This is a genomic window from Streptomyces sp. NPDC042346 (genome assembly GCF_055581845.1).
The window spans coordinates 111,922-134,247 of record NZ_JBVJEH010000001.1 but is presented as its reverse complement, the minus strand read 5'-3'; the positions used below and the strand labels follow the sequence as shown (position 1 = coordinate 134,247).

22 protein-coding genes and 1 pseudogene are annotated in these 22,326 nt (G+C 72.7%); 13 read left to right on the top strand and 10 right to left on the bottom strand.

Features of this window, described 5'->3' with window-relative positions:
- The first annotated feature begins 137 nt into the window (after positions 1 to 137).
- From ACZ6K0_RS00725 to ACZ6K0_RS00715, 3 genes are all read left to right on the top strand, one after another.
- Positions 138 to 1,316: a sensor histidine kinase gene (locus ACZ6K0_RS00725; RefSeq protein WP_469228997.1), complete on the top strand. Its 1,179-nt coding sequence runs from the start codon at positions 138 to 140 to the stop codon at positions 1,314 to 1,316.
- Between the two features lie 78 nt (positions 1,317 to 1,394).
- Positions 1,395 to 2,015 carry a response regulator transcription factor gene (locus ACZ6K0_RS00720; RefSeq protein WP_317597815.1) on the top strand — a complete coding sequence of 207 codons (621 nt, stop codon included), beginning with the start codon at positions 1,395 to 1,397 and terminating at the stop codon, positions 2,013 to 2,015.
- 93 nt (positions 2,016 to 2,108) lie between these two features.
- Positions 2,109 to 3,359: an FAD-dependent monooxygenase gene (locus ACZ6K0_RS00715; protein ID WP_469228995.1), complete on the top strand. Its 1,251-nt coding sequence runs from the start codon at positions 2,109 to 2,111 to the stop codon at positions 3,357 to 3,359.
- 23 nt (positions 3,360 to 3,382) lie between these two features.
- Here the strand turns inward: ACZ6K0_RS00715 and ACZ6K0_RS00710 are convergent, their stop codons facing one another.
- Positions 3,383 to 4,186, bottom strand: coding sequence for an ABC transporter permease (locus tag ACZ6K0_RS00710; protein WP_469228993.1), 804 nt, complete (start codon positions 4,184 to 4,186; stop codon positions 3,383 to 3,385).
- A complete protein-coding gene (locus tag ACZ6K0_RS00705) occupies positions 4,183 to 5,223 on the bottom strand; it encodes an ATP-binding cassette domain-containing protein (protein ID WP_469228991.1) in 1,041 nt (346 codons plus the stop codon). The genes ACZ6K0_RS00710 and ACZ6K0_RS00705 overlap by 4 nt, the downstream gene beginning before the upstream one ends.
- 131 nt (positions 5,224 to 5,354) lie before the next feature.
- On the opposite strand from ACZ6K0_RS00705, the gene ACZ6K0_RS00700 reads away from it, so the two are divergent.
- From ACZ6K0_RS00700 to ACZ6K0_RS00680, 5 genes are all read left to right on the top strand, one after another.
- Positions 5,355 to 6,557, top strand: coding sequence for a sensor histidine kinase (locus tag ACZ6K0_RS00700; protein WP_469228989.1), 1,203 nt, complete (start codon positions 5,355 to 5,357; stop codon positions 6,555 to 6,557).
- A 41-nt stretch (positions 6,558 to 6,598) separates the two neighbouring features.
- On the top strand, positions 6,599 to 7,261 hold the full coding sequence (locus ACZ6K0_RS00695) for a response regulator (RefSeq protein ID WP_376411202.1): 663 nt from the start codon (positions 6,599 to 6,601) through the stop codon (positions 7,259 to 7,261).
- A gap of 13 nt (positions 7,262 to 7,274) precedes the next feature.
- Complete coding sequence (locus ACZ6K0_RS00690) at positions 7,275 to 7,775, top strand: hypothetical protein (protein WP_376411199.1); 501 nt, start codon at positions 7,275 to 7,277, stop codon at positions 7,773 to 7,775.
- A gap of 166 nt (positions 7,776 to 7,941) precedes the next feature.
- The gene (locus tag ACZ6K0_RS00685; protein WP_469228988.1) at positions 7,942 to 9,105 is read left to right on the top strand and encodes an NAD(P)-binding protein; all 1,164 of its coding nucleotides are present in this window, start codon (positions 7,942 to 7,944) and stop codon (positions 9,103 to 9,105) included.
- Positions 9,106 to 9,267: 162 nt separating this feature from the next.
- Complete coding sequence (locus ACZ6K0_RS00680) at positions 9,268 to 10,266, top strand: zinc-binding dehydrogenase (RefSeq protein WP_469228987.1); 999 nt, start codon at positions 9,268 to 9,270, stop codon at positions 10,264 to 10,266.
- Positions 10,267 to 10,330: 64 nt separating this feature from the next.
- On the opposite strand, the gene ACZ6K0_RS00675 is transcribed toward ACZ6K0_RS00680, so the two are convergent.
- From ACZ6K0_RS00675 to ACZ6K0_RS00660, 4 genes are read right to left on the bottom strand one after another with little or no spacing between them, the layout of a single operon-like run.
- The gene (locus tag ACZ6K0_RS00675) at positions 10,331 to 10,660 is read right to left on the bottom strand and encodes a hypothetical protein (RefSeq protein ID WP_376411191.1); all 330 of its coding nucleotides are present in this window, start codon (positions 10,658 to 10,660) and stop codon (positions 10,331 to 10,333) included.
- A 9-nt stretch (positions 10,661 to 10,669) separates the two neighbouring features.
- Positions 10,670 to 11,152: a GNAT family N-acetyltransferase gene (locus ACZ6K0_RS00670; RefSeq protein ID WP_469228985.1), complete on the bottom strand. Its 483-nt coding sequence runs from the start codon at positions 11,150 to 11,152 to the stop codon at positions 10,670 to 10,672.
- 19 nt (positions 11,153 to 11,171) lie between these two features.
- Positions 11,172 to 12,065, bottom strand: coding sequence for an aminoglycoside phosphotransferase family protein (locus ACZ6K0_RS00665; protein ID WP_469228983.1), 894 nt, complete (start codon positions 12,063 to 12,065; stop codon positions 11,172 to 11,174).
- A gap of 9 nt (positions 12,066 to 12,074) precedes the next feature.
- Positions 12,075 to 12,521 (bottom strand): thioredoxin domain-containing protein, encoded by a 447-nt coding sequence (locus ACZ6K0_RS00660; RefSeq protein WP_469228982.1) that lies wholly within the window; start codon positions 12,519 to 12,521, stop codon positions 12,075 to 12,077.
- A 173-nt stretch (positions 12,522 to 12,694) separates the two neighbouring features.
- On the opposite strand from ACZ6K0_RS00660, the gene ACZ6K0_RS00655 reads away from it, so the two are divergent.
- Positions 12,695 to 14,086: an NAD(P)/FAD-dependent oxidoreductase gene (locus tag ACZ6K0_RS00655; RefSeq protein WP_469228981.1), complete on the top strand. Its 1,392-nt coding sequence runs from the start codon at positions 12,695 to 12,697 to the stop codon at positions 14,084 to 14,086.
- Between the two features lie 109 nt (positions 14,087 to 14,195).
- On the opposite strand, the gene ACZ6K0_RS00650 is transcribed toward ACZ6K0_RS00655, so the two are convergent.
- The 3 genes from ACZ6K0_RS00650 to ACZ6K0_RS00640 form a co-directional block, all read right to left on the bottom strand.
- Positions 14,196 to 16,271 (bottom strand): restriction endonuclease, encoded by a 2,076-nt coding sequence (locus ACZ6K0_RS00650; protein ID WP_469228980.1) that lies wholly within the window; start codon positions 16,269 to 16,271, stop codon positions 14,196 to 14,198.
- A gap of 193 nt (positions 16,272 to 16,464) precedes the next feature.
- Complete coding sequence (locus ACZ6K0_RS00645; protein WP_469228979.1) at positions 16,465 to 17,016, bottom strand: GNAT family N-acetyltransferase; 552 nt, start codon at positions 17,014 to 17,016, stop codon at positions 16,465 to 16,467.
- Between the two features lie 319 nt (positions 17,017 to 17,335).
- Complete coding sequence (locus ACZ6K0_RS00640; protein WP_376411170.1) at positions 17,336 to 17,800, bottom strand: hypothetical protein; 465 nt, start codon at positions 17,798 to 17,800, stop codon at positions 17,336 to 17,338.
- A gap of 178 nt (positions 17,801 to 17,978) precedes the next feature.
- Between ACZ6K0_RS00640 and ACZ6K0_RS00635 the strand changes: the two are divergent.
- Positions 17,979 to 18,368: pseudogene (locus tag ACZ6K0_RS00635) on the top strand (tyrosine-type recombinase/integrase); the annotation flags it as partial.
- Positions 18,369 to 18,756: 388 nt separating this feature from the next.
- Here ACZ6K0_RS00635 and ACZ6K0_RS00630 read toward each other — a convergent pair.
- Positions 18,757 to 19,821, bottom strand: coding sequence for a cobalamin-independent methionine synthase II family protein (locus tag ACZ6K0_RS00630; protein ID WP_469228978.1), 1,065 nt, complete (start codon positions 19,819 to 19,821; stop codon positions 18,757 to 18,759).
- A 260-nt stretch (positions 19,822 to 20,081) separates the two neighbouring features.
- Here ACZ6K0_RS00630 and ACZ6K0_RS00625 point away from each other — a divergent pair, with 260 nt between their 5' ends.
- From ACZ6K0_RS00625 to ACZ6K0_RS00615, 3 genes are all read left to right on the top strand, one after another.
- The gene (locus ACZ6K0_RS00625) at positions 20,082 to 20,756 is read left to right on the top strand and encodes a HalD/BesD family halogenase (RefSeq protein ID WP_469228977.1); all 675 of its coding nucleotides are present in this window, start codon (positions 20,082 to 20,084) and stop codon (positions 20,754 to 20,756) included.
- Positions 20,757 to 20,984: 228 nt separating this feature from the next.
- The gene (locus ACZ6K0_RS00620) at positions 20,985 to 21,785 is read left to right on the top strand and encodes a bestrophin-like domain (protein ID WP_469228976.1); all 801 of its coding nucleotides are present in this window, start codon (positions 20,985 to 20,987) and stop codon (positions 21,783 to 21,785) included.
- A gap of 62 nt (positions 21,786 to 21,847) precedes the next feature.
- Positions 21,848 to 22,156 carry a hypothetical protein gene (locus ACZ6K0_RS00615; RefSeq protein WP_469574676.1) on the top strand — a complete coding sequence of 103 codons (309 nt, stop codon included), beginning with the start codon at positions 21,848 to 21,850 and terminating at the stop codon, positions 22,154 to 22,156.
- The last annotated feature ends 170 nt before the right edge of the window (positions 22,157 to 22,326 follow it).

Genomic DNA, 22,326 nt, shown 5'->3' with positions numbered 1-22,326 from the left:
GGTCCGGCTGCCCTCCTCGCGCACACTGGAGGACGTCCGGGTCAGCCGATCGGCTGATGCCGGTCTGGTCCCTACGGGTCAGGATGGATTGATATCCCCAGGTCAGACCGGCACGTCAGGAAGGCGAGGAGTCCGGAATGGAAGGCAGGCAGGCGACACGGCCGCCCACCGAGCAGGACCCGGACGCCCCCTGGCTCGCGCGGGTCATGCACATCGCGTTCTTCCTCCTCCTCGGCGCCTCCCTCGCCCGCTTCCTGCTGCGCCACCCCTGGGAGGACCGCAGCCCCTGGATCGTCGCCCTCTCCGGCGCCCTCGCCTCCCTCTACCTCCTCGGCCCCGTCGTCGGCACCCGCGCCGCCCCGCGCCGGATCGCCTGGCTGAGCACGGTCGTCGCCGTCTGGATCGTCCTCGTCGTCCTCGCGCCCAGCTTCGCCTGGTGCGCGGTCCCGCTCTTCTACACGGGCCTGCGCACCCTCCCGCCGCGTGCCGCGCTCGGCCTGGTCGTCCTGCTCACCGCGTTCGTCGTCTTCGCGCAGGTGCAGCTCGCCCACGGCGGCTGGGACCCGAACCTGATCGTCGCGCCGCCGGCCGTCGCCGCCATCGCCACCGGGGTGTTCGTGTACTCCGACCGGCAGGCCGCGCGGCAGCGGGCGCTCATCCACGACCTGATCCGCACCCGGCGCGAACTGGCCGCCATCGAGCGCCGCGAGGGCACCCTCGCCGAGCGCCAGCGGCTCTCCATGGAGATCCACGACACCCTCGCGCAGGGCCTGTCCAGCCAGCAGATGCTGCTCCAGGCCGCGGACCGCACCTGGGACAGCGACCCGACGACCGCCCGCCGCCACGTCCGTACCGCCGAGTCCATCGCCGAGCGCAACCTCGCCGAGGCACGCCGCTTCGTCCAGGACCTCGCCCCGGCCGACCTCGCCGAGGGCGGCGGGCTGGAAGAGGCCCTGCGCGGTCTGGCGGCCCGCGAGTCGGCGGACTTCCGGGTGGACGGCACCGCGGTGCCGCTGCCCGACCGGACGCAGTCGGCGCTCCTGCGGATCGCGCAGGGCGCCCTCGCCAACATCCGCGAGCACGCGGGCGCCGACTCCGCCGCCCTGACCCTCACGTACCTCGACGACCAGGTGGTCCTGGACATCGCCGACGACGGCCACGGCTTTGACCCGGCGGTCGCCCGCGACCCGGGCCTGCGCGGTCACGGGCTGCGCGCGATGCGGGTACGGGCGCAGCAGCTCGGCGGCACCCTGACGGTCGAGTCCGCGCCGGGCGAGGGCACGGTCCTCTCGGCCGCGATACCCCTGACACCCTGAGGCCTCCAGCCCCTCCGAACCCCTCCCCCTGCCCGCCACCCCCGTCCCCTCCCCCTCCCACCAGTCCCTGGAGTCGTGATGTCCGTACGGATCCTCCTCTGCGACGACCACGTCGTCGTCCGCGCCGGGCTGCTCGCCCTCCTCGGCAGCACCCCCGACATCGAGGTCGTCGGCGAGGCCGGCAGCGGCGAGGAGGCCGTCGCCATGGCGGCGAAGCTGAAGCCCGACGTCGTCCTCATGGACCTCCAGCTCGGCCCGGGCATCGACGGCGTCGAGGCGACCCGGCTGATCGCCCCCACGGGTGTCCACGTCCTCGTCCTCACCACGTACGACACCGACGCCGACATCACCCGGGCCATCGAGGCGGGCGCCACCGGCTACCTCCTGAAGGCCGAACGGCCCGAGGAGCTGTTCGCCGCGATCCACTCCGCCGCGCAGGGCCGCACCGCCCTCTCGCCGCCGGTCGCGAGCCGGGTCATGGACCGGATGCGGGGCGCGGCGGGGCCGAGCCTCACCGACCGCGAGCGGGACATCCTCGGCCAGCTGGGGCGGGGCCTCGGCAACCGCGAGATCGCGCGGGCCCTGTTCATCAGCGAGGCGACGGTGAAGACCCACCTCGGCCGGATCTACGCGAAGCTCGGCGTCGACACGCGCGCGGGCGCCGTGGCGGTGGCGAAGGAACGCCGCCTGCTGCCGTAGGGCCCATTTCCCTCCGCGCCCCCACCACCACTGCTACTGTGCGCTACCGTCCGACCGCACGGTGTCATGTCTCAGTTCTCAGTGGGAGCGCACGTGAAGCTCGCCATCGTCGGCGGCGGCCCCGCCGGCCTCTACCTCTCGATCCTGCTGAAGCGGCAGGACCCGTCCCACGACATCGCCGTGTACGAACGGAACCCCGAGGGCTCCACGTACGGCTGGGGCGTCACCTACTGGGCCGGGCTCCTCGACAAGCTGCGCGCGGGCGATCCCGAGTCCGCCGCGGCCGTCGCCGAGGCCTCGGTCACCTGGACCGACGGCGTCGCGATCGTCCGCGACGAGCGGACCGTCCACCGCGGCGACGCCGGCTTCGGCATCGGACGGCGCCGGATGCTCATGCTCCTCGCCGACCGCGCCGAGGAGCTCGGCGTACGGGTCTCCTTCGAGCACGACGTCACCGGCCCGGACGCCCCCGAACTCGCCGACGCGGACCTGGTCGTCGCCGCCGACGGGGTCAACAGCGTGCTGCGCGAGGCGCACGCGGACCACTTCGGCAGCGAGGTGACCGCCGGCCGCAACCAGTACGTCTGGCTCGGCACCACCAAGGTGTTCGACTCCTTCAGCTTCGCCTTCAAGGAGACCGAGCACGGCTGGATCTGGTGCTACGCCTACGGGTTCAGCGGCGAGCGCTCCACCTGCGTCGTCGAGTGCTCCCCCGCGACCTGGACCGGCCTCGGCCTCGACACGAGCAGCGAGACCGACGGCCTGCGGCTCCTGGAGAAGCTCTTCCACGACCTCCTCGACGGCCACGAACTGATCGGCCGCGCGCAGACCGCCGCCGCCGACGGAGCCGCCGACGCCGCCCGCCCCGCCCAGTGGCTCACCTTCCGCACGCTCACCAACCGGGTCTGGCACCGCGGCAACCTGGTCCTCCTCGGCGACGCCGCCCACACCACGCACTACTCGATCGGCGCGGGCACCACCCTGGCCCTGGAGGACGCGCTCGCCCTCGCGGACGCCCTGCGCGCCCCCGAGGCGCTGCGCTCCCCCGCCGGCCTCGACGCCGCCCTCACCACATACGGGAAGCGCCGCCGCGCCGAGCTCCTCTCGGCCCAGAGCGCGGCCCGGTACAGCGCCCAGTGGTACGAGAACCTCCCCCGCTACATGCGGCTCGAACCGGCGCAGATGTTCGCGCTCCTCGGCCAGCGCCACTCGCCGCTGCTCCCGCACATCCCGCCGCAGCTGTACTACCGGATCGACCGGGCCGCCGGACGACTCGAAGCCCTGCGCCGCCTCAAGCGCTGGCTGGGACCCCGCGTCGCCCGCGCCGTCCACGGCCGCCGCTGAACGTCGCGCAAGGGGGGCGGGGTTCACACGTCCCGGCGGTGGACCGCGATCAGGGCCACCGCCACCGCGCCCAGCGACCAGGCCGCGTACACGGTCCACGCCCCGCCCGTCGTCCACGGGTAGAGCACCGGCACCGGTGAGTCGCCCACCTCCGTGAGCCGCCGCCACGCGCCCTGCGGCAGGGCGTGCAGGAACGTCGCCGACCAGCGGTTCCGGTCGTCGACGAGCGCGGGCAGCAGAAGCAGGACTCCGGTGACGCTGACGATCGTGGTCGCCGTGTGCCGCAGGAGCGCCCCGAGGCCGAAGCCGGCGAGCGCGCACACCGGGGCGAGCAGGGCGGACGCGGTGACGGCGGCCGGCGCGCCCTCGTAGCCGATCGACATGCCGACGCCCCGGCCGGAGAGCACGGCCTGCGTCGCGGCGAAGGAGACGGCGGCGACGAGGGCCCCGTACACGAGCATGACGCCGGTGAGGACCAGCGTCTTCGCCGCCACCACGGCCCGCCGGTCGGGAACGGCCGCGAAGGTCGTACGGATCTGGCCGGTGCCGTACTCGCCGACGATCACGAGGGCGCCGATGGAGCCGGTCGCGAGCATGAACACCATGGCCCCGCCGAGGGTGAAGGCGTCCCGCATCGCCCAGATGGGCACGAACAGGTCGCGGATGCCCTGGGCGTAGTGCGGGTAGTTCCGGTAGTCGGCGAAGGTCGCGTTGAGGTTGACGCCGAGGACGGCGAACGCGCCGACGCCGAAGGCCCAGGGGGTGGAGCGCAGGGACCACAGCTTCATCCACTCGGCGGCGAGGAGATCCCGGAAACGGGCGGTCATCGGTTCCCGCCCTTCTTCTGGAACTCGACGCTGTCGGCGGTCAGTTCCATGAACGCGTCCTCCAAGGAGGAGGAGCGGGCGGTCAGTTCGGCGAGCACGGCGCCGGACCGGAGGGCGAGCGCGCCGATGCGGTCCGCGCCCAACCCGGTCACGGTGAACGCCCCGCCCGCACCGCCCGGAGGCCGTACGGTCGCCCCCTCCCGGGCCAGGGCGGCGGCGAGGCCCGGTGCGGCGGCCGGGTCGGCGGTCCGTACGGTCACCCCGCCGCCGGAGCCGCGCGCGGCGAACTCCGCCAGGCTCTCCGCGGCGATCAGCCGGCCGCGGCCGATGACGACGAGGTCGTCGGCGGTGTGCTCCATCTCGCTCATCAGATGGCTGGAGACGAACACCGTGCGCCCCTCGGCGGCGAGCCGCCGGAACAGTCCGCGCGCCCACATCACGCCCTCCGGATCCAGGCCGTTGACCGGCTCGTCGAAGAGCAGGACCGGCGGGTCGCCGAGCAGGGCGGCGGCGATCCCGAGCCGCTGCCGCATGCCGAGCGAGTAGCCGCCGATCCGTTGCCGGGCCACGTCGGCGAGCCCCACCTCGTCGAGGACCTCGCCGACCCGGCGGCGCGGGATGCCGTTGGTGCGGGCGAGCGCGGCCAGGTGCGCCCGGGCGGTCCGGCCGCCGTGCACGTCGTGCGCGTCGAGCAGCGCCCCGACGTGTCGCAGCCCCCGGGGCAGGTCCCGGAACCGCCGCCCGTCGACGGTCGCGCTCCCGGAGGTGGGCTCGTTCAGCCCCAGGATCAGCCGCAGGGTCGTGGACTTCCCGGCCCCGTTGGGCCCGAGGAACCCGGTCACCCGCCCGGGCCGCACGCGGAAGCTGAGCCCGTCGACGGCGGCGCGGACGCTTCCGGCGGGAGCGGACCGGCCTCCGGCGGGAGCGGACCCGTCTCCGCCCGACCCTCGCCGAGCGAGGGGGAGAGGGAGGAGTCGGCGGTGGGTTCGGCGAGAGGGGCGGCCATAACGTTTCGTCAGTTCTCGTACGTCGATCACCCGGTCCACGCTGCCGGGAGGACACCCCCGCCGGCATCGGCCCGTCGGCCACGAGCGGGCCGGCGGGGTGGCCCGGAGGCGTACGCCCGCGGGCCGATGCCCGGCCGTCCGCCCCCGCCTACGATCGGCCCATGCCCGCCACCGCCACGCCCTCGACCACGGCCGCGCCCGCCGCCCCTTCCCCCCTCACCGGACGCGTGTCCGGGGTCCTGGCCTGGTGCATGGCCGCCGCCCACCCCTTCGTCCTCTTCTTCGGCGTGCAGGCCGGCCCGTTCCGCTCGACGGAGCTGCGTCTCGTCCTCATCACCACCGGCATCGGCATGCTGCTGCCCCTGGCACGGCGCAGGCCGGAGGCGGCACTCGGTCTGCTCCTCGTCGGACTGTTCGCGGCGGCGACGACCCGCCCGGCCCCCGAGCTGGTGTACCTCCCGGTCCTCGCCGCCGACGTCGGCGTCGGGTGGCTGGCGGCCCGGCGTCCGCTCCGGGTCGCGGTGCCGGCGGCCCTCGTGGCGCTCCTCGCGCAGATCGGCACCGCGCTGTACACGACCTCCGGCCAGAACGTCTTCGTCACCACGTCCCTGGCTCTCGCCCTCGCGCTCCTCACCGCCGGGCTGCTCGGCCGTTCGGTACGCGAGCGGCGCACGCACGCGTCGGAGCTGCGCGCCCGGACGGCGGCGGAGGCCGTCACGGCCGAGCGGCTGCGGATCGCGCGCGAGCTGCACGACGTCATCGCGCACAGCATCGGCGTCATCGCCATCCAGGCGGGTGTCGGCCGCCGGGTCATCGACACCCAGCCCGCCGAGGCCCGCAACGCCCTCGCCACCATCGAGACCACCAGCCGGGAGACCCTCGCCGGACTGCGCCGCACCCTGGGCGCGCTGCGGGCCTCCACGATGGACACCCCCGCCCCGCGGGACCCCGCTCCGGGCCTCGCCGATCTGGACCGGCTCGTCGCGTCCACGGCCGACGCGGGCGTACGGGTCGAGGTGCGGCACCTCGGCGGACCCGGGCGGTCGTTGCCGCCCGAGGTCGACCTGGCGGCGTACCGGATCGTGCAGGAGTCGCTGACGAACGTCGTCCGCCACGCGTCCACGCCCGCCTGCCGGGTGACCGTGGACCGGAGCGAGGACACGCTGCTCGTCGAGATCGCCGACGACGGCCCGGCGAAACCCCCCACCGCGGCCACCGGGGCCGGGTACGGCATCGTCGGCATGCGGGAGCGGGCAGCGCTCCTCGGCGGCCATTTCTCCGCGGGACCCCGCCCGGGCGGCGGTTTCCACGTGACCGCGGCGCTGCCCCTGCCGCTTCCCCAGGAAGGCCCCCGCGTCCCGTGAACCCCGTGAACCCTGCGAACCCCGTGAACCCCGTGAACCCCGTGGACCCACCCATCCGCGTCCTCCTCGTCGACGACCAGCCGCTGGTCCGGGCGGGCCTGCGCGTCCTGATGGCCGACAGCCCCGACCTCGCGGTCGTCGGCGAGGCCGGCACCGGCACCGAAGCCGTCCGGCTCGCCCGCGACCTCCGGCCCGACGTGGTCGTGATGGACGTCCGGATGCCCGGCATGGACGGCATCGAGGCCACCCGGCTCGTCACCGCGGGCCCCGACGCGCCCCGGGTCCTCGTCCTCACGACCTTCGACGACGACGAGTACGTGTACGGCGCGCTCCGCTCCGGGGCGAGCGGCTTCCTGGTCAAGGACATGGCCCTGGACGACATCCTCGCGGCGCTCCGCGTGGTCGCCGCCGGGGACGCCCTGATCGCCCCGGCCGTCACCCGCCGACTGATCGAGGAGTTCGCGGCCCGCCCCGAACCGGGCCCGGCGCCCGCCCGGTCCCGGCCCCTCACCGGAGTGACGGCGCGGGAGCGGGAGGTGCTCACCCTCGTCGGCCGCGGCCTGTCCAACGGCGAGATCGCGGTACGGCTCCACATCAGCGCGGCCACCGCCAAGGCGCACGTCGCGCGCCTCCTCAGCAAGCTGGACGCCCGTGACCGGGTGCAGCTCGTCGTCCTCGCGTACGAGACGGGCCTGGTGCCGTGACACCATCGGTCCCGTGCTCGACATCGGCTACTCCCTCTCCCGTCGCTTCCCCGACCCGCCGCAGACCGACTACCGCCGCGCGGACGTCCACGCCCTGCGGCACGACCTCTTCTGCGGGGACGTCTACCTCGCCGACACCGAGGCCGACCGCGAGGTGTCCACAGCCTGGGGATGGGTCCCGGTCCTCGACTTCGCCTGGGCCCTGTGCGACATCGTCGAGCAGCTCGACCAGGACCCGCGCGGCAGCCGCGCCGCGCAGCCGCAGTACGCGGAGCTCGACTTCACCGAGTCCTCGGACCGGATGCTCTTCGAGCGCCGCTTCGGCTGGGTCGACGTCGAGGCCGACTGGATGCCGGGCGACGAGCCGCCGGTCACCTTCAACCACGCCGAACTGCGCCGCGAGGCCCGCGACTTCCTGCACGACCTGATCGCCGACCTCACCGACATGCACGAGGGCCTCGGCGACAACCCGGCCGTCTGGTCCCTCCAGGCCCGCTTCCCCCGCCTCCCGTAGAGCCCCGCGGGACTCCCGCAGGACTCCCGCAGACTCCCGCAGGAACTCCCGCAGAGCCCCCTCGGCCCCTCTCGGCGCCCCGATGTCACAAACGCGCCCCCGCCATCCGTCCTCCACACGAGACCGGGAACGGACCGGGCCGGACCGGGACACAGGGGAGACGGACATGCGCAAGCTCACGATCATCGGCGGCGGCTTCGCGGGACTCACCGCGGCGATCACCGCCGCCGAGGCCGGCGCCAAGGTGACCGTGTACGAGGCCCACCGGACGCCCGGCGGCCGGGCCCGTACCGCCGAAGGCACGTACCGCACCAACGAAGGCCCGCACGCCCTCTACGCCGGCGGCCCCCACTGGACCTGGCTCAAGCAGCGCGGCCTCCTCGGCCCGCTCGCCCCGCTGCCGCCCGCCGAGGCCCTCCGCCTCCGCTTCCACCGTGACGGCGCCCTGCGCCGCACCCCGCCGCTCGGCCTGCTGCGCCAGACCCTGCGCGGCGCCGCGCAGGCCCCCGTCGACCTGGACTTCCACACCTGGGCCACCGGCCTCGCGGGCGAGCGGACCGCCCGCGAGGCCGCCGCCTACAGCGCGGTCGCGCTCTTCCACCACGACCCGGGCTCGCTCTCGGCCCGCTTCGTCCAGGAGCGCCTGCACCGGGCCGGCTCCCTGCCGCCCGAGGCCCACTACGTCCGGGGCGGCTGGGGGCAGCTGATCGAGCGGATGGTCGCGCGCGCCTGGGAGACGGGCGTACGGATCGAGACCTCGTCCCGCGTCGACAGCCTGCCGCTCGACGAGGGACCGGTGGTCGTCGCCACCGCGCTGCCCGCCGCCGCCCGGCTCCTCGGCGACCCGTCGCTGACCTGGGACAGCGGGCGTACGGTCCTGCTGGACCTGGCGCTGCGGACCCGGAAGGGCGACCCGTTCGCGATCTCGGACCTGGACGCGCCCGGCTGGATCGAGCGGTTCACGGCGCAGGACCCCGGCCTCGCCCCCGCCGGACAGCAGCTGGTCCAGGCCCAGCTGCCCATCGGCCCCGACGAGTCCAAGGCGGACGGCGTCGCCCACGCCGAGCGGCTCCTCGACCGCGGCTTCCCCGGCTGGCGCGAGCGGACCGTGTGGCGGCGGGAGGCCGTGTCCCAGGGCCGTACGGGAGCGGTGGACCGGCCCGGCACGACCTGGCGCGACCGGCCGGCGATCGACCGGGGCGACGGCGTGTACCTGGTGGGCGACCAGGTGGCGGCGCCCGGAGTGCTGTCGGAGGTGTCGTTCACGAGCGCGATCGAGGCGGTGTCGCTGGCCGTCCGCACGGAACTGCTTGACCTCAAGCGCGCTTGAGGTCAGAGGCTCTTCCTGTCACGAAGAAAGCACCGCGGGAAAGCTCCCGTACGACGACGCACGGCGACGCACGACCACGTACGACCACGTACGACCACGTACGACCACGTACGACGCCACCACGACGACGTACCGACGCCACACGACGACAGGGGAACCGTCATGCACGCCATCCGCCTCCACGCCTTCGGCCCCGCCGAGAACCTCACCTACGAGGAGACCGTCGACCCCGTACCGGCGCCCGGCCAGGTCCGCATCCGCGTCGCCGCCGCCGGCGTGCACCTCCTCGACACCGCGCTGCGCCTCGGCCACACCGGCCCGTTCCCCGCCCCCGCCACACTCCCCACGATCCCCGGCCGCGAGGTCGCCGGCACCGTCGACGCGCTCGGCGAGGGCACCGACCCGTCCTGGCTCGGCAAGCGGGTCGTCGCCCACCTCGGCATGGTCCCCGGCGGGTACGCGGAGCTCGCCGTCACGGACGCCGCCCGCCTGCACGCCCTGCCCGAGCACCTCGGGGAGGCCGAGGCCGTCGCGATGATCGGCACGGGCCGCACGACCCTGGGCATCCTCCGCTTCACCGAGCTCGGCCCCGACTCGGTCGCGATCGTCCCGGCGGCCGCGGGCGGCATCGGCACCCTGCTCGTCCAGTACGCGAAGAACGCCGGCGCGACCGTCGTCGGCCTCGCCGGCGGCCCCGCGAAGGTCGCGCTCGTCGAGGCGAACGGCGCCGACTTCGCCGTGGACTACAAGGAGCCGGACTGGCCGGAGAAGGTCCGCGCCCACCTCGGCGGGCGCTCCGCGACCGTCGTCTTCGACTCGGTCGGCGGCGACACCGGCCGCGCCGCCGTGGACCTCCTCGGGCAGGGCGGGCAGCACCTCGTGTTCGGCTGGTCCGGCACGGGCCTGCACGACGGCGAGGCGCTGACGTTCACGCCGGAGGAGCTCGCGGAACGGGGCATCACCTCGGAGTCCGTCCTCGGCCCCGTCATGATCCAGAAGGCGGGCGGCAACGTCCGGAACCTCGAACTCGCCGCCCTCGCCGCCGCGACCGACGGCAGCCTCCGCCCGGCGGTCCACCGCTTCCCCCTGGCGGACGCGGCGGAGGCCCACCGCGCCCTGGAGAACCGGGGCACGACGGGCAAGGTGGTCCTGATCCCGTAGAAGACCAGCAGGCGGCGGCACGCCGACAGACCACACGCCGACAGACCAGGGGGCTCAGCCGGGCTCAGACCCCGATGACGTCCCAGGAATGCGCCTTGAACTCCTTCTGGAAGTCGGCGTGGTCCTCCCACATGCGGGCGGCGGAACGCAGCACGTCCCAGTTGTGCTCAAGGGCCTGGTCGACCACGGGCCGCAGCTCCGGCTCCGACTCCCGCTTCTCCACGAGCCCCTTGACCGCCGACGCGGCCTGCACCGTGTAGCGCAGGGCGCGCAGGGCCCGGGACGTGTCGTCCATCCCGAAGCCGTGGTCCTTCCCGTTCGAAGGGTCGAAGAGGGGCGTCAGGCGCGCCTCGATGAAGTCGGTGATCCGCTGAAACCGCTGCTCGATATCCATGCCCCCTTCCTACAACACTCCCGCTCCACCGAGCTCCGCCAGCGCCCCGTCCGTGAGGCGGTACACCGTCCACTCGTCCTGCGGGCGGGCGCCCAGGGACTCGTAGAAGTCGATCGACGGCTTGTTCCAGTTCAGGACGGACCACTCCAGGCGCTCGTAGCCGCGGTCCACGCAGATCCGGGCGAGCTCGGCCAGCAGGGCCTTGCCGTGACCGCCGCCCCGCATCTCCGGACAGACGTACAGGTCCTCCAGGTAGATGCCGTGGACACCGCGCCACGTCGAGAAGTTGAGGAACCAGAGCGCGAAGCCGGCGACCTCGCCGGACTCCGTCTCCGCGATGTGGGCGAAGGCGGCGGGGCGGTCGCCGAAGAGGGCCTCGTGGAGCTGGTCCGGGGTCGTACGGACCTCGTGGAGGGACTTCTCGTACTCCGCGAGGTCGCGGATCATGGCGAAGACGACGGGGACATCGGCAGGCGTGGCGGTACGGATCATGGGACCAGCCTGCACCGAGTCACGCCCTTCTGGCCAGCAGGATTCGCGCGAGCGCCACCTGCTCGGCAGCCAGCTCCGGCTCGCCGTCCTCGACGTCCCAGAGCCCGTTCTGCAGGACCCGGCCGAGCGTCCACGCCACCGCCCGCCGCCGGTCGCCGACGACCTCGGCCAGCAGGTCGAACCGCCACAGGGCCTCGTCGGGATGGGGATCGAAACGGTCCATGAGCACGGGCAGCAGATCGAACCCCGGGTCTCCGGCGAGCGGCTTGGGGTCGATGGCCAGCCAGGGCTCGCGCTCCGCCGCGAGCACGTTGTCCAGGTGCAGGTCCCAGTGGAGCAGCCGGTCCCCGGGCTCGCCCACCACGTCCCGTACGGCCGCCGCGCAGTCCCGCAGGACGGCCGCGTCCGCCGCGCCGAGCCGTGCGGCCGCTTCCGGTACGTCCGCCAGCATCCCGGCGGCGATGTCGCCGAGGGTCCGCAGCCCCGGGGGCGCGGGGACCGCCACGAGCCGGGCGAGCAGCCCCGCCACGATCCGCAGGGCCTCCCGGGTGTCGGCGACCGAGGAGAGCGGCCGGGCGGCGTCGAGCCACTCCAGCAGCATCGTCCCGGTCGCGGCGTCGTGCTCGACGAGGCGCACCGCGCCGGCCCCGTCCCAGACCCGCAGTCCGACGGGCTCCCCCTCGGACTCGTCGTCGAGGAGCTGCATCTTCAGCGCGGCGCGGGTACCGTCCGCGACCCGCTCCACGGGCAGCACCAGCGAGGCCACGCCGTGCATCGAGGGGCCGGTGACCCGCAGCCCCCACCGGCCGAGGAACTCCTCGGCCCGCCCCGGCAGCCCGGCGACGAACGCCCGGCCCGCTTCCCCGTTGTACTTGGCCTGCGACCGCGCGAGTTCTTCGGGTACGTGAATCACACGGCCAGGCTAGGCACCGGCGTCGCGCAGCGCCTTCGAGAATTCCCCGGCCTCGGCATCCACGGCCGCCCGCAGCGCGTTCGCGGCGCGCGCCGAGGCCGTACCGCCGGTCCGTGCGTCCAGGAAGGAGGCGACGACGTACTCGACGCGCACGTTCCCCGCAGCGGCCTCGTCGGCGAGGACCGTCCCGGCGCTCGCCTCGAACTTCGCGCAGTAGCTGCACCGGGGATCGACGAACACGGTGACGGTGTGGGGAGCGGTCGACTTCCCCACGACGATCTTCGCACCGTCCACGACGGCGGGAAGCCCGGCGAGCACCTCGGCGTTCTCGCCGGGAGCCACGGCCACCGTCGCCGCGACGGGCGCACCGCCCGCCGAACACCCCACTCCCGCAAGCCCGATGAGACCGACGACGACGGCGCCGGCGACGACACGGCGGGTCCTGCGGACGACCATGGGAGAGCCCTTCCGGAGCAACGAAATCCGCACGGAGTCCGCACCGGATCCACTCCCCCGAACCTAGGCCGGGCCCCACCCGGAAACCGCCGCCGAAAGACCCGTATCCACAGGCCCAAGGCCCCCGGTAACGTCCCGCCCACGCACCCGGCAGACGGACTGAGGAACGACACATGAGTACGGTCAACGGCGGCATCTCGTTCTGGTACGGGCAGGAGGGCGCCCCCGAGCCCCGCGAGCCGCTCCCCGGCGACACCACCGCCGACGTCTGCATCGTCGGCGGCGGCTACACCGGCCTGTGGACCGCCTACTACCTCAAGAAGGCCGTCCCGTTCCTCAACATCACCGTCCTCGAAGCCAAGTTCTGCGGCTACGGCGCCTCCGGGCGCAACGGCGGCTGGCTCTACAACGGCATCGCGGGCCGCGCCCGCTACGCCAAGCTCCACGGCCACGAGGCCGCCGTCCGCCTCCAGCAGGCCATGAACGCCACCGTCGACGAGGTCCTCGACGTCTGCGAGACGGAGAAGATCGAGGCGGACCAGCACCGCGGAGGCGTCCTCGAAGTGGCGCTCACCCCGGCCCAGCTGTCCCGCCTGAAGGAGTTCCACACCACCGAACTCGGCTACGGCGAATCGGACCGCGAGCTGTACGGAGCCCGGGAGACGGCCGCCCGCATCCGCGTCACCGGCGCCGTCGGCTCGTCATGGACGCCGCACGGCGCCCGCCTGCACCCGGTGAAGCTGGTCAAGGGCCTGGCGGCGGCCGTCGAGGCGCTCGGCGTCACGATCCACGAATCGACCCCCGTGACGGAGATCAAGCCGAAGCACGCGATCACCCCGTACGGCACGGTCCGCGCCCCGTACGTCCTGCGCTGCACCGAGGGCTTCACGGCCTCCCTCGCGGGCCAGCGCCGCACCTGGCTGCCGATGAACTCCTCGATGATCGCGACCGAGCCCCTCACGGACGCCCAGTGGGACTCCATCGGCTGGGAGGGCCGCGAGACCCTCGGCGACATGGCGCACGCCTACATGTACGCGCAGCGCACGGCAGACGGCCGCATCGCGCTGGGCGGCCGGGGAGTCCCGTACCGCTACGGCTCGAAGACCGACAACGACGGCCGCACCCAGCCCCAGACGATCGAGGCCCTCCGCGAGATCCTGGTCCGCTTCTTCCCGCAGCTCGCCGGCATCGGCATCGACCACGCCTGGTCCGGCGTCCTCGGCGTCCCCCGCGACTGGTGCGCCACCGTCACCCTCGACCGCTCGACGGGCCTGGGCTGGGCGGGCGGCTACGTCGGCTCGGGCGTCGCCACGGCCAACCTTGCGGCCCGCACCCTCCGCGACCTGATCCAGCAGGACTCGGGCCAGGCGGGCCCGACCGACCTCACGGCCCTCCCCTGGGTCAACCACAGGGTCCGCAAGTGGGAACCGGAGCCGCTGCGCTGGCTCGCGGTCCAGACGATGTACGCGGCCTTCCGAGGCGCGGACCGCCGCGAGCTCACGGGCCACAGCGCGGAGACGGACCGGGTGGCGGTGCTGGCGGACAAGGTGGCGGGCCGCCACTGAGGGAGAAGGGGGCCCGTCGGACACAGCCACCGGGCCCACGACCGACCACCGACGACCGAACACCCACCACCCGCCACCGACCACCCGCCACCCACCAACCCCCGTGGGCTCACTCCACTTCGATCCCGAAGTCCCCCACCAACTCCTCAAGCCCGCCCCGGTACCCCTTGCCGCCGAGGACGAACTCCCAATTGCCGCCGGGGCGCCGCCGGAAGGACCCGAGGACGAGCGCGGTCTCCCCGGGCCGCCCGTCGGACACCTCAAGGCGGTCGAGCTCGACGCCGGAGTCGTCCCGCAGCCGGATGCCCGCGTCGGCGAACCCGCCGAGGTCGGCGTCGGGGTTCACCTCCGGATCCACCGCGGCCACCAGCACGAGCCGGTCGGCGCGAGCGGGCAGCGCGTCGAAGCCGACCCGTACGGCGGCCCGGTCGCCGGGGGCGGCCGCCACCATCGCCACGGAACCGTCAGGCGTGGCAGGGTTGTTGAAGAAGACGAACCACTCGTCGCCGAGGACCCGGTTGCCGGCGCAGACCAAGGCGCACACATCAAGGGCGACGGACCCCGACCACACCATGCCGAGCAGATTGAAGTCGTCGTCGGCCTCGGCGGTGGCACCCCCCGCACCCGCCGCACCGCCCACACCCTCTTCAGGAGCGGGCGCCGACACCTCCCCCGACCCCAACCGCCCCCGCAGCCCGTGCTGGTGGAGCAGATCGACGAGCTCGACCCCGGAGATCAGCGTCAGCGGCTTCCCGTTGGCGAAGGCGTAGGAGCCCGGCCCGAACTTCGAGGTCGTGACGAGGACGCCCTTGTTGGCCCCGGCGTCCTGCACGGTCCCGTACAGATCGCGTACGGCGGTCGGCGGGACGGTGTTCCGGTACCGCTTCACCTGCACGACGATCGAGCCGCCGCTGATCGGATCGGAATCCAGCGCCTCGACGTCCACGCCGCCGTCGTTGGACCGGCGCGTGGTGACGGCCTGGAGTCCGCGGGCCCGGAACAGCTCGGCGACGAGCCCCTCGAAGGCGATCGGATCCATGGCGAGCAGATCGGGCTCCTCGCCGTCCCCCTGCACGACGACGTCCGAGCCCACCTGCTCGGGCCCGCGCAGCGGCACCACGGCGACCCGCTCCTCGGGCTTGGCGGACAGCCGCCCGGCAAGGGCCCCGGTCAGGCACTCCACGGCCCCGACGAGCTCCAGGTTCAACCGGTCGAAGTCCCGCCGCCCCACGACGACGGAGGCCACGCACACCCGCCCGGCAAGCCCGGTGGCAGGATCGACACCCCCCACGTACCCATTGAGGGCAACGCTCTCCAACACCCCGCCCACATCGGCGGAGAACAACTCCCGCACGGCAAGCAGGACGCTCTGCGCGAGCACGTCCCGATAGAGAACGCGCCGCTGGGTAACGGGCCGAGGCACTTCCTTGTCCTGGTCCGTGCCCGGCAGATACTTGACCCCCTTGGCGACCGGCACGATGTCGTACTCGGGAAGGTCCCAGTCCAGGACGAACGTCCGCCCGGCGCGGTCGTAGGCGGCGGCCACCTCGCGAGGAAACCCCTCGGGCCAAGAGGTCGAGGCGAAAAGCACAGCCGAGAAGAACTCGACGACCGTCTCCGGCTCACCGGCGCTCAACGCGTCGGCGGTCCCGGCGATGCCGTCGTTGTGCCGCCGAACCTCCTCGATCCGCGCCGCCGCCCAGGAGTCGTACTCCCGCCGGTAGGCGGCCAGTTGCTCGACGCGCCGCGCCTCGGCGGCCTGCGCCGCGTACCAGTCCCGCTCGAACCGCGCCCGCCCGCCGTGCTCCTGGTAGTACTGCTGGTCCGGCATGGCGACGGGCACGCCCAACGCCCCGGGTGCGAACGGCTCGACGTCCTCGCTCCGCCGCAACCCCTCGACGCCGAAGGAGGGAGCCCGGCACCCGGAGACGAGCAGCCCCTGAAGCTGCGCGACCCGCGCGTCCAGCTCGTGGGTCCGCCGCAGAGCGTCATCCTCGCGATGCCGCCGATAGGCGGCCTTCTGCTCCTTCTGCATCCGGGCGACGTCCCGCTCGTACGCCCGCTGCGCGCTCTCCGCCTCCCTGCGCTGACGCAGCACCGCCTGCTGCTGCCCCTCCCGCTCCCTCTGCGCAACCCGCTGCTGCTCGGCCCAGACCCCGATCAGCCCACCGGAACGCCGCCCCATCCACGCACCCCTCCCCGAACGCCACCTGTACGCCCCCGTACGGCACAAGTGTCCCGGACAGGACCACCCGGGAAAACAGGAACACCAAAGCCTCGACGCCCGGACTGTGCGGCAGGAGCGGGATCGGCCTCGCGGAGGGACATGGACTCGGCACAGGAGCACTCGACGACGCAGCACCCCGCCGGCGGCACACTCAGCTGAAGCCGACTTCGACGTCGACGTCGGCGGCCGACGAGGCTTCGCGGGTCATCGGCAGGGTCGGCAGCCTGCCTCGCCAGAGGTAACGCTCGCCGGAGATCTCGAAGCCGTGGCGTCGATAGAACCGGATCGCACGTTCGTTGCAGTCGACGACCCCCAGCCGAATGCGGGCAGGCCCTGCCCAGGCGAGGAACTCGGTCATCATGCGGCCACCGAGTCCGTGCCCCTGAGCGTCGTTCAGCAAGTACATGGGCCCGAGGGTGACCGACTCACCCTCCTCCCAGTGCCCGCAGAGATAACCGACGATCTCCGTCTCGGACCGGACGACACGACAGAAGTGCGGGGCCGGGTCCTGGTCGGCAGCCTCGATGAAGTCACGCCACTGCGCGATCCCTTCCGCCGTGGCGGACGAACCGCGGTGCTCACGGATCCAGGACTCGTCGATCCCCGCGTCTGCGTCGGCGTAGTTCTGCAGCCAGTTCCGCAGGTGCAAGGGCCCCAATGCCGCGGCGTCGTCAGGATGGGCGGCGGTGATCACATAGGCCATGCGAGATGGTACTCACACACCCACAAACCCACCGGAGCACGCGACCACCACACACACCCGGGGAGGTGGACGGATTCCTGCGTAGCAAGTTCCCTTGCTGGGGTTGTCGCTTCCGCGCTGCTGTACCGACGATCTGTTCGTCCCGAAGCAATTTGAGTGAGGGCGCCCCCTTGTGCTGCTACGCCTCTCACCTGCGCTGATGGTCCGCAGAAGTTCGCGGTCGTCCGCCGCTGTTCGTCGGCGTTGTCACGCAGTCAGACACTCACCGCTCATGTCAGTGCCGGTCTTGAGAGGCGGCCCGACTACCGGACAGCTAGCCTCAGAGGTGTTGCTTCGCTGCCCTCACTAGATGAGCAATACCATCCCGCGTGTGCGTCCTTCGCTGATCCAGCTCTGACCGGTTGTCTGTTTTGTGTACGGTCATGATCTCGGCAAGCAAGGTCTCACCCTTGCGGCTCAGCTCTTCATTGTCGGTGAGCATCTGCATCCGGAACAGAGCCTCCTGAGCCTTGGACCTGAGGTCGTATGCCCGGATCCGCACAGCCTCAGCGGCTTCCGGAGGGGGCTGCTCATGCGTACAAAACCAAAGGTGCACGAGACACCGCCGGTAGTCGATCAAAGCCGCCGCATAGGCCGTGTACGCGTCCAGCCGTTCCTGACGCAGCTTCTCGTCCCGTGTGAACTGGTGGCCTCTCTCAGTGATGCGCCGCTGGACTCCCAGGGTGATCCCCGAACCAAGCAGGGTGCCCAAGACGGCGATGGCGCTGGCGATTATGGCTTCCACCCCTGTAGAAGACCACGGCTGTAGAGGCTCTGTGATCGTTTTTGCAGGAGCTGCTGTAGCGCATGCTGATGGAGCAAGTCCTCTGCGTAAGACAGAGCTTGTGGGCCAACAAGCCTCTGCCCACCAACCACCCTTCCCCGCCTCAGCCCCTTCACGGCCGGCACCCGCTCACGAAGCCCCCGCCATGTGCCTCGCTCCCCTGCGCCGGCACCGGATGGGGCAGAAGGCGACGTACGAAGCGGCCGGTACGGAGTGGACAGCCACCGGCTACGTCTTCGCCACCCGCACCGGCCGACCCGTCGAGCCCCGCAACGTCCACCGCTCCTTCGTCCGCGTCAGCGAGACGGCCGACCTCAGGCTCATCCGCCTCCACGACACCCGGCACGGCTGCGCGACGCTCCTCACCGCCGCGGGCATCGCGCCCCGCGTCGTCATGGAGATACTCGGCCACAGCCAGATCAGCATCACCATGGACGTCTACACCCACGTCGTCCAGGACACCCAGCGCGAGGCCATCAGCCACATGGACCGACTCCTGAAGAAACGCCCGAGGCCCGACCGAGGCTGACCGCCCCCGTTGATGTCACCCGTAGGCGCCAAAGACCCCCAACCAAGATCGGTCGGGGGTCTTCGCATGTCCTACCTGGAGCCCCCTGTCGGGTTCGAACCGACGACCCCCGCTTTACAAGTCCTGGAGGGGGTCGGGTGGGTGGTGCCGGACGGTGCTGAACCGTCCGGCACCACCGGGTCAGAGGTCCTGCACGGTGCCACGTGATCCAGACAGAAGCAGGCCGTGCCGGAACATCCGCTCACGCAGCGCTCACGCAGCGGAAGATCCTTCGCCGCAGTCGGGCTGAGCGTCGACGACGGACGCACCACGTACGGCGGGAACGGGCTAAGGCCTGCCCGCCGAGGACCTCGCGCGGTGAGGCCCGGGCCGCCTGACGCGCGCGTCGTTACAGGCCGAGGGCCTGGGAGGCGAGCTCCGTGCCCCGAATGCGGGCCTCGATCTTGGCGAAGGCGAGGTCACGGGAGGTGGAGGTGTCGTCGGCGTACGGGGCGAAGCCGGCATCGTCGCAGGTGCCGAACCGGTCGGCGGGGATGTAGCGGGCGGCGAGCAGGACCCGGTCGCGTACCTCCTCCGGCGTCTCGACCCTGGGGTCGATGGGGTCGGTAACGCCGACGAAGACGCGGACGGCGTGGGGCAGTGCGTCGGAGACGATCTTCAGCGTGCGCTCGGGGTCGGGCTCGCTCGCGAGCTGGAGGTAGAGGGTGCCGACCTGGAGCTGGAAGAGTCGGGGCAGCAGTTGGGCGTAGTCAGTGTCCAGACTGTGCGTGGAGTCCTGGTCGGCGCCGGGGCAGGTGTGCGCGCCGAGCCGCTCCCGCTCCTGCGGACCGAACCGGCCGAGGACCTCGTTGTTGAGGGCGATGAAGTCGTCGAGGAGACCGCCGGACGGGTCGAGCTTCAACGACAACCGGGCCTCGGTGAAGTCCAGCTGCACCCGGTGCGCGCCGGCTTCGAGGCAGGCGCGGATCTCGGCCTCGGACTCGTCGGCGATGTCCCGCCGGAACGCCTCGCGGGAGTAGCCGGCGATGGAGTCGCTGGGGTAGAGCAGGCTGAGGGTGGAGGGGGCGACGACGGACTGCTTGATGGGGCGGTCGGTGTGGCGTTGGGCGGCGCGAAGGTAGGTGTCCGCGCGGACCTGGTAGCGGAAGGGCCCGGCCGTCAGGCGGGGCAGCTGCCGTGTGTGGCCGTCGTCGTAGGGGATGACGACGCCGTCGGGGGCGAGGGTCGTGAGCCCCTGGAGGGGGTAGGTGATCGTGTCGGGCTTGGCCTGGTCACCGTCGACCAGGACCGGGCTGCCCAGCTTCTCCAGCATGGCGATGGTGTCGGCGACGGCCTCGTCCTGGAGCCGCTCCAGCTCCGCGGTGCTCAGCTGCCCTCGGGCGTGTTCGACGAGTGCGTTCTGGAGGGCGCGGGGACGGGGAAGGCTGCCGATCGGTTCGGTGGGGATGCTCATGAGCCGGACCGTAGGAAGGGCCGGGGCCCCGGACAAGCAGCGCGCTGGGGCACCGTCCTTTCGGGGACAGAGAGTCACCGGATCGGCCCGTGGCGGGGGCATCGGGTTGACGGATCTGCTGCCGCCCCAGCGCGGCAGGGGCGGGGCGTGTCCTCGTACGAGTGCGCCGTGAGCCGTCCGGAGCGGCCCGCTCTCGTGCTGCGGGTTCAGGGGCCCCCAGGCAGGTTTGTCCGTCGCGGGCGCGAGGGATGCATCGTCCCGTGTTGTCGCTCCCCTCGCCCACGCACCAGCAGTCCCTGCGCCGATGGTTCTCCGCGGACGGTTACGTCGCCCTGCCCGGGCTTCTCAGCTCCACGGGGCTCGCCACGCTCAGCGCGGAGGCGCGGCGGCTGGAGGCCGAGGGGGTACGGCGCGACTTCCGCATGCCGTGCATGGCGGACAGTCCCCGGCACATGACCACGCTCGGGGGACACCGGATCGCCGACGCGTCACCGGCCATCACGGGCCTGTACGAGGACCGGCAGCTGAGGCGGCTGCTGTCCTCGCTCCACGGCGAGGCGGTCGTCACCGTGCACGACCCCGTCGAGCGCCACGTCCTGAACGTGCTGCACCGCCCGGGCGACACCCACGGCGCCCACACCGACGACTACCCCCTCGCCCTGGTCCTCTTCCTGGAAGCCCCGCCGTCCCGCGCCGGCGGCGGACTGCTGGAGTTCCACCCCGACCGGAGCGACCTCGACGCGCTCGACGCCCCCGGCACCCGGCGCGTCCACCACCGGCCCGGCGACGGATACCTCCTGCGCAGCGACCGCACCGCCCACCGCGTCACCCCGCTCACGCGCCCCGGGCTGCGGCGCACGGTGCTCAACTTCGCGTACACCACGCCCGGCCGACAGGGCGCGACCACCTCGTCCGCGTCCCTCCTCTACGACTGAGGTGCCACTCGGTCGGGGCCGACGCAGGCCGGCGAAGAGCTGACCGGGTCGGGGGCATCGCCACCCGGGGCGCGGTCCGGGCGCGGGGCTCTCCGGCCCAAAGGATGTCGCTCGTTCGGGGGCGAGGAGACGTTTCCGCTGTTCCGGGTGGTGTGCGGTGAGGGACATGGTTCCGGCGCCCCGTACGTCGGGGGCTCCCCCCTCACCCCACCCGGAAGGTGTCCGTCCGTGGTCCTCGTGATCGTCGTCGCCGCACTGGCCCTGCTCGCCGGCCTCGCCGCCAACCGCTGGCTGCGGCCTCGTCTCCTCAGCGAGGACGACGACACGGGCATGGCCGTGAAGGACCTGGTCGGCCCCCTACTGACGTTGACCGTGCTGCTGCTCGCGTTCGTCCTCGTCACCGCCAACGGTTCGTACGGCAAGGCCGAGGTCGCCTCGCGCGGCGAGGCCCGGGCGGTCGACCAGCTCGTCGAGGCCGCCGAGTACGCGCCCGAAGGACCGCGATCCGAGATCCAGGCGGACGCCGTCTGCTACGCCCGTGCCGTACGCGTCCAGGAATGGCCCGCCATGGCCGACGGCAACGGCTCGCCGGCCCCCAGCGTCTGGTCCACCGACTTCCGCCGGGTCTTCCGCGAGGTGGAGGGCAAGCCGGTCTTCGGCATGCTGGTGGCCGCCGACAACAAGCGCTCGGAGGAGCGCGAGGAACGCCTCACCCAGGCCACCGCGAGCATCCCCAGCGCGATCCTCTGGTTCCTGCTGGCGACGCTGGTCATCACCGTGACGGCCCTGGGCGTCTGCCTGCCCCGCCGCAACAACCGAGGGCAGATCATCACCCTCGCGATCATCACCGCGCTCCTCACCACGACGCTGTGCATCATCCGCGACGTCGACCGCCCCTTCGGCGGCATCATCGACGTCCAGCCGACCGCCATCACCGAGGCCGAACGCCAGGCGACCCGCGACTTCCTCACCCGCCACACCCCCGCCGACCTGCCCTGCGACGACCAGGGCAACCGCCGCACCGTCTGACGCACACCCATGCGCCGACCTGAGGAAGAAAGGACCGCACGATGTGTGGAATCGTCGCAGCGGTGGGCGAGGTCGATGTGCCGCTCTGCCGGGAGATGCTGGGGCGGCTCGCGCATCGCGGGCCCGACGACACCGGCGAGGTGCGCCGGGGCGACGTGTGGCTGGGGCATCAGCGGCTGCCCATCATGGATGTCGACGGCGGCCACCAGCCCCACCTGGCGCCCCGGCCGTCATCAGAACCACGGACTGACGTGACGGGCGCTGTCCACTGTCCGGCCGATCACGTGTCCGACGTCTCGCGCGTCACCCGCTCGGTGGACGCATCGCCCACTTCTGGCCTGCGCGGTTTTGCCCATCTGGAGCTCGGCTGACGGCTCGGCGCGCTGGGTGACGACCGTTGATTCTGCGGCCGTACGGATCGCTGACCTTGCATCGGCCTTGGCCGCACTCGGTTGGGTGAATGCCCGGAGCGTTCGCGGGTCCCGGCGTCCGTGGCCCCATAGCGTCACTCTCGTCCTGTTTTGGCGAAGGGAAACCGAGA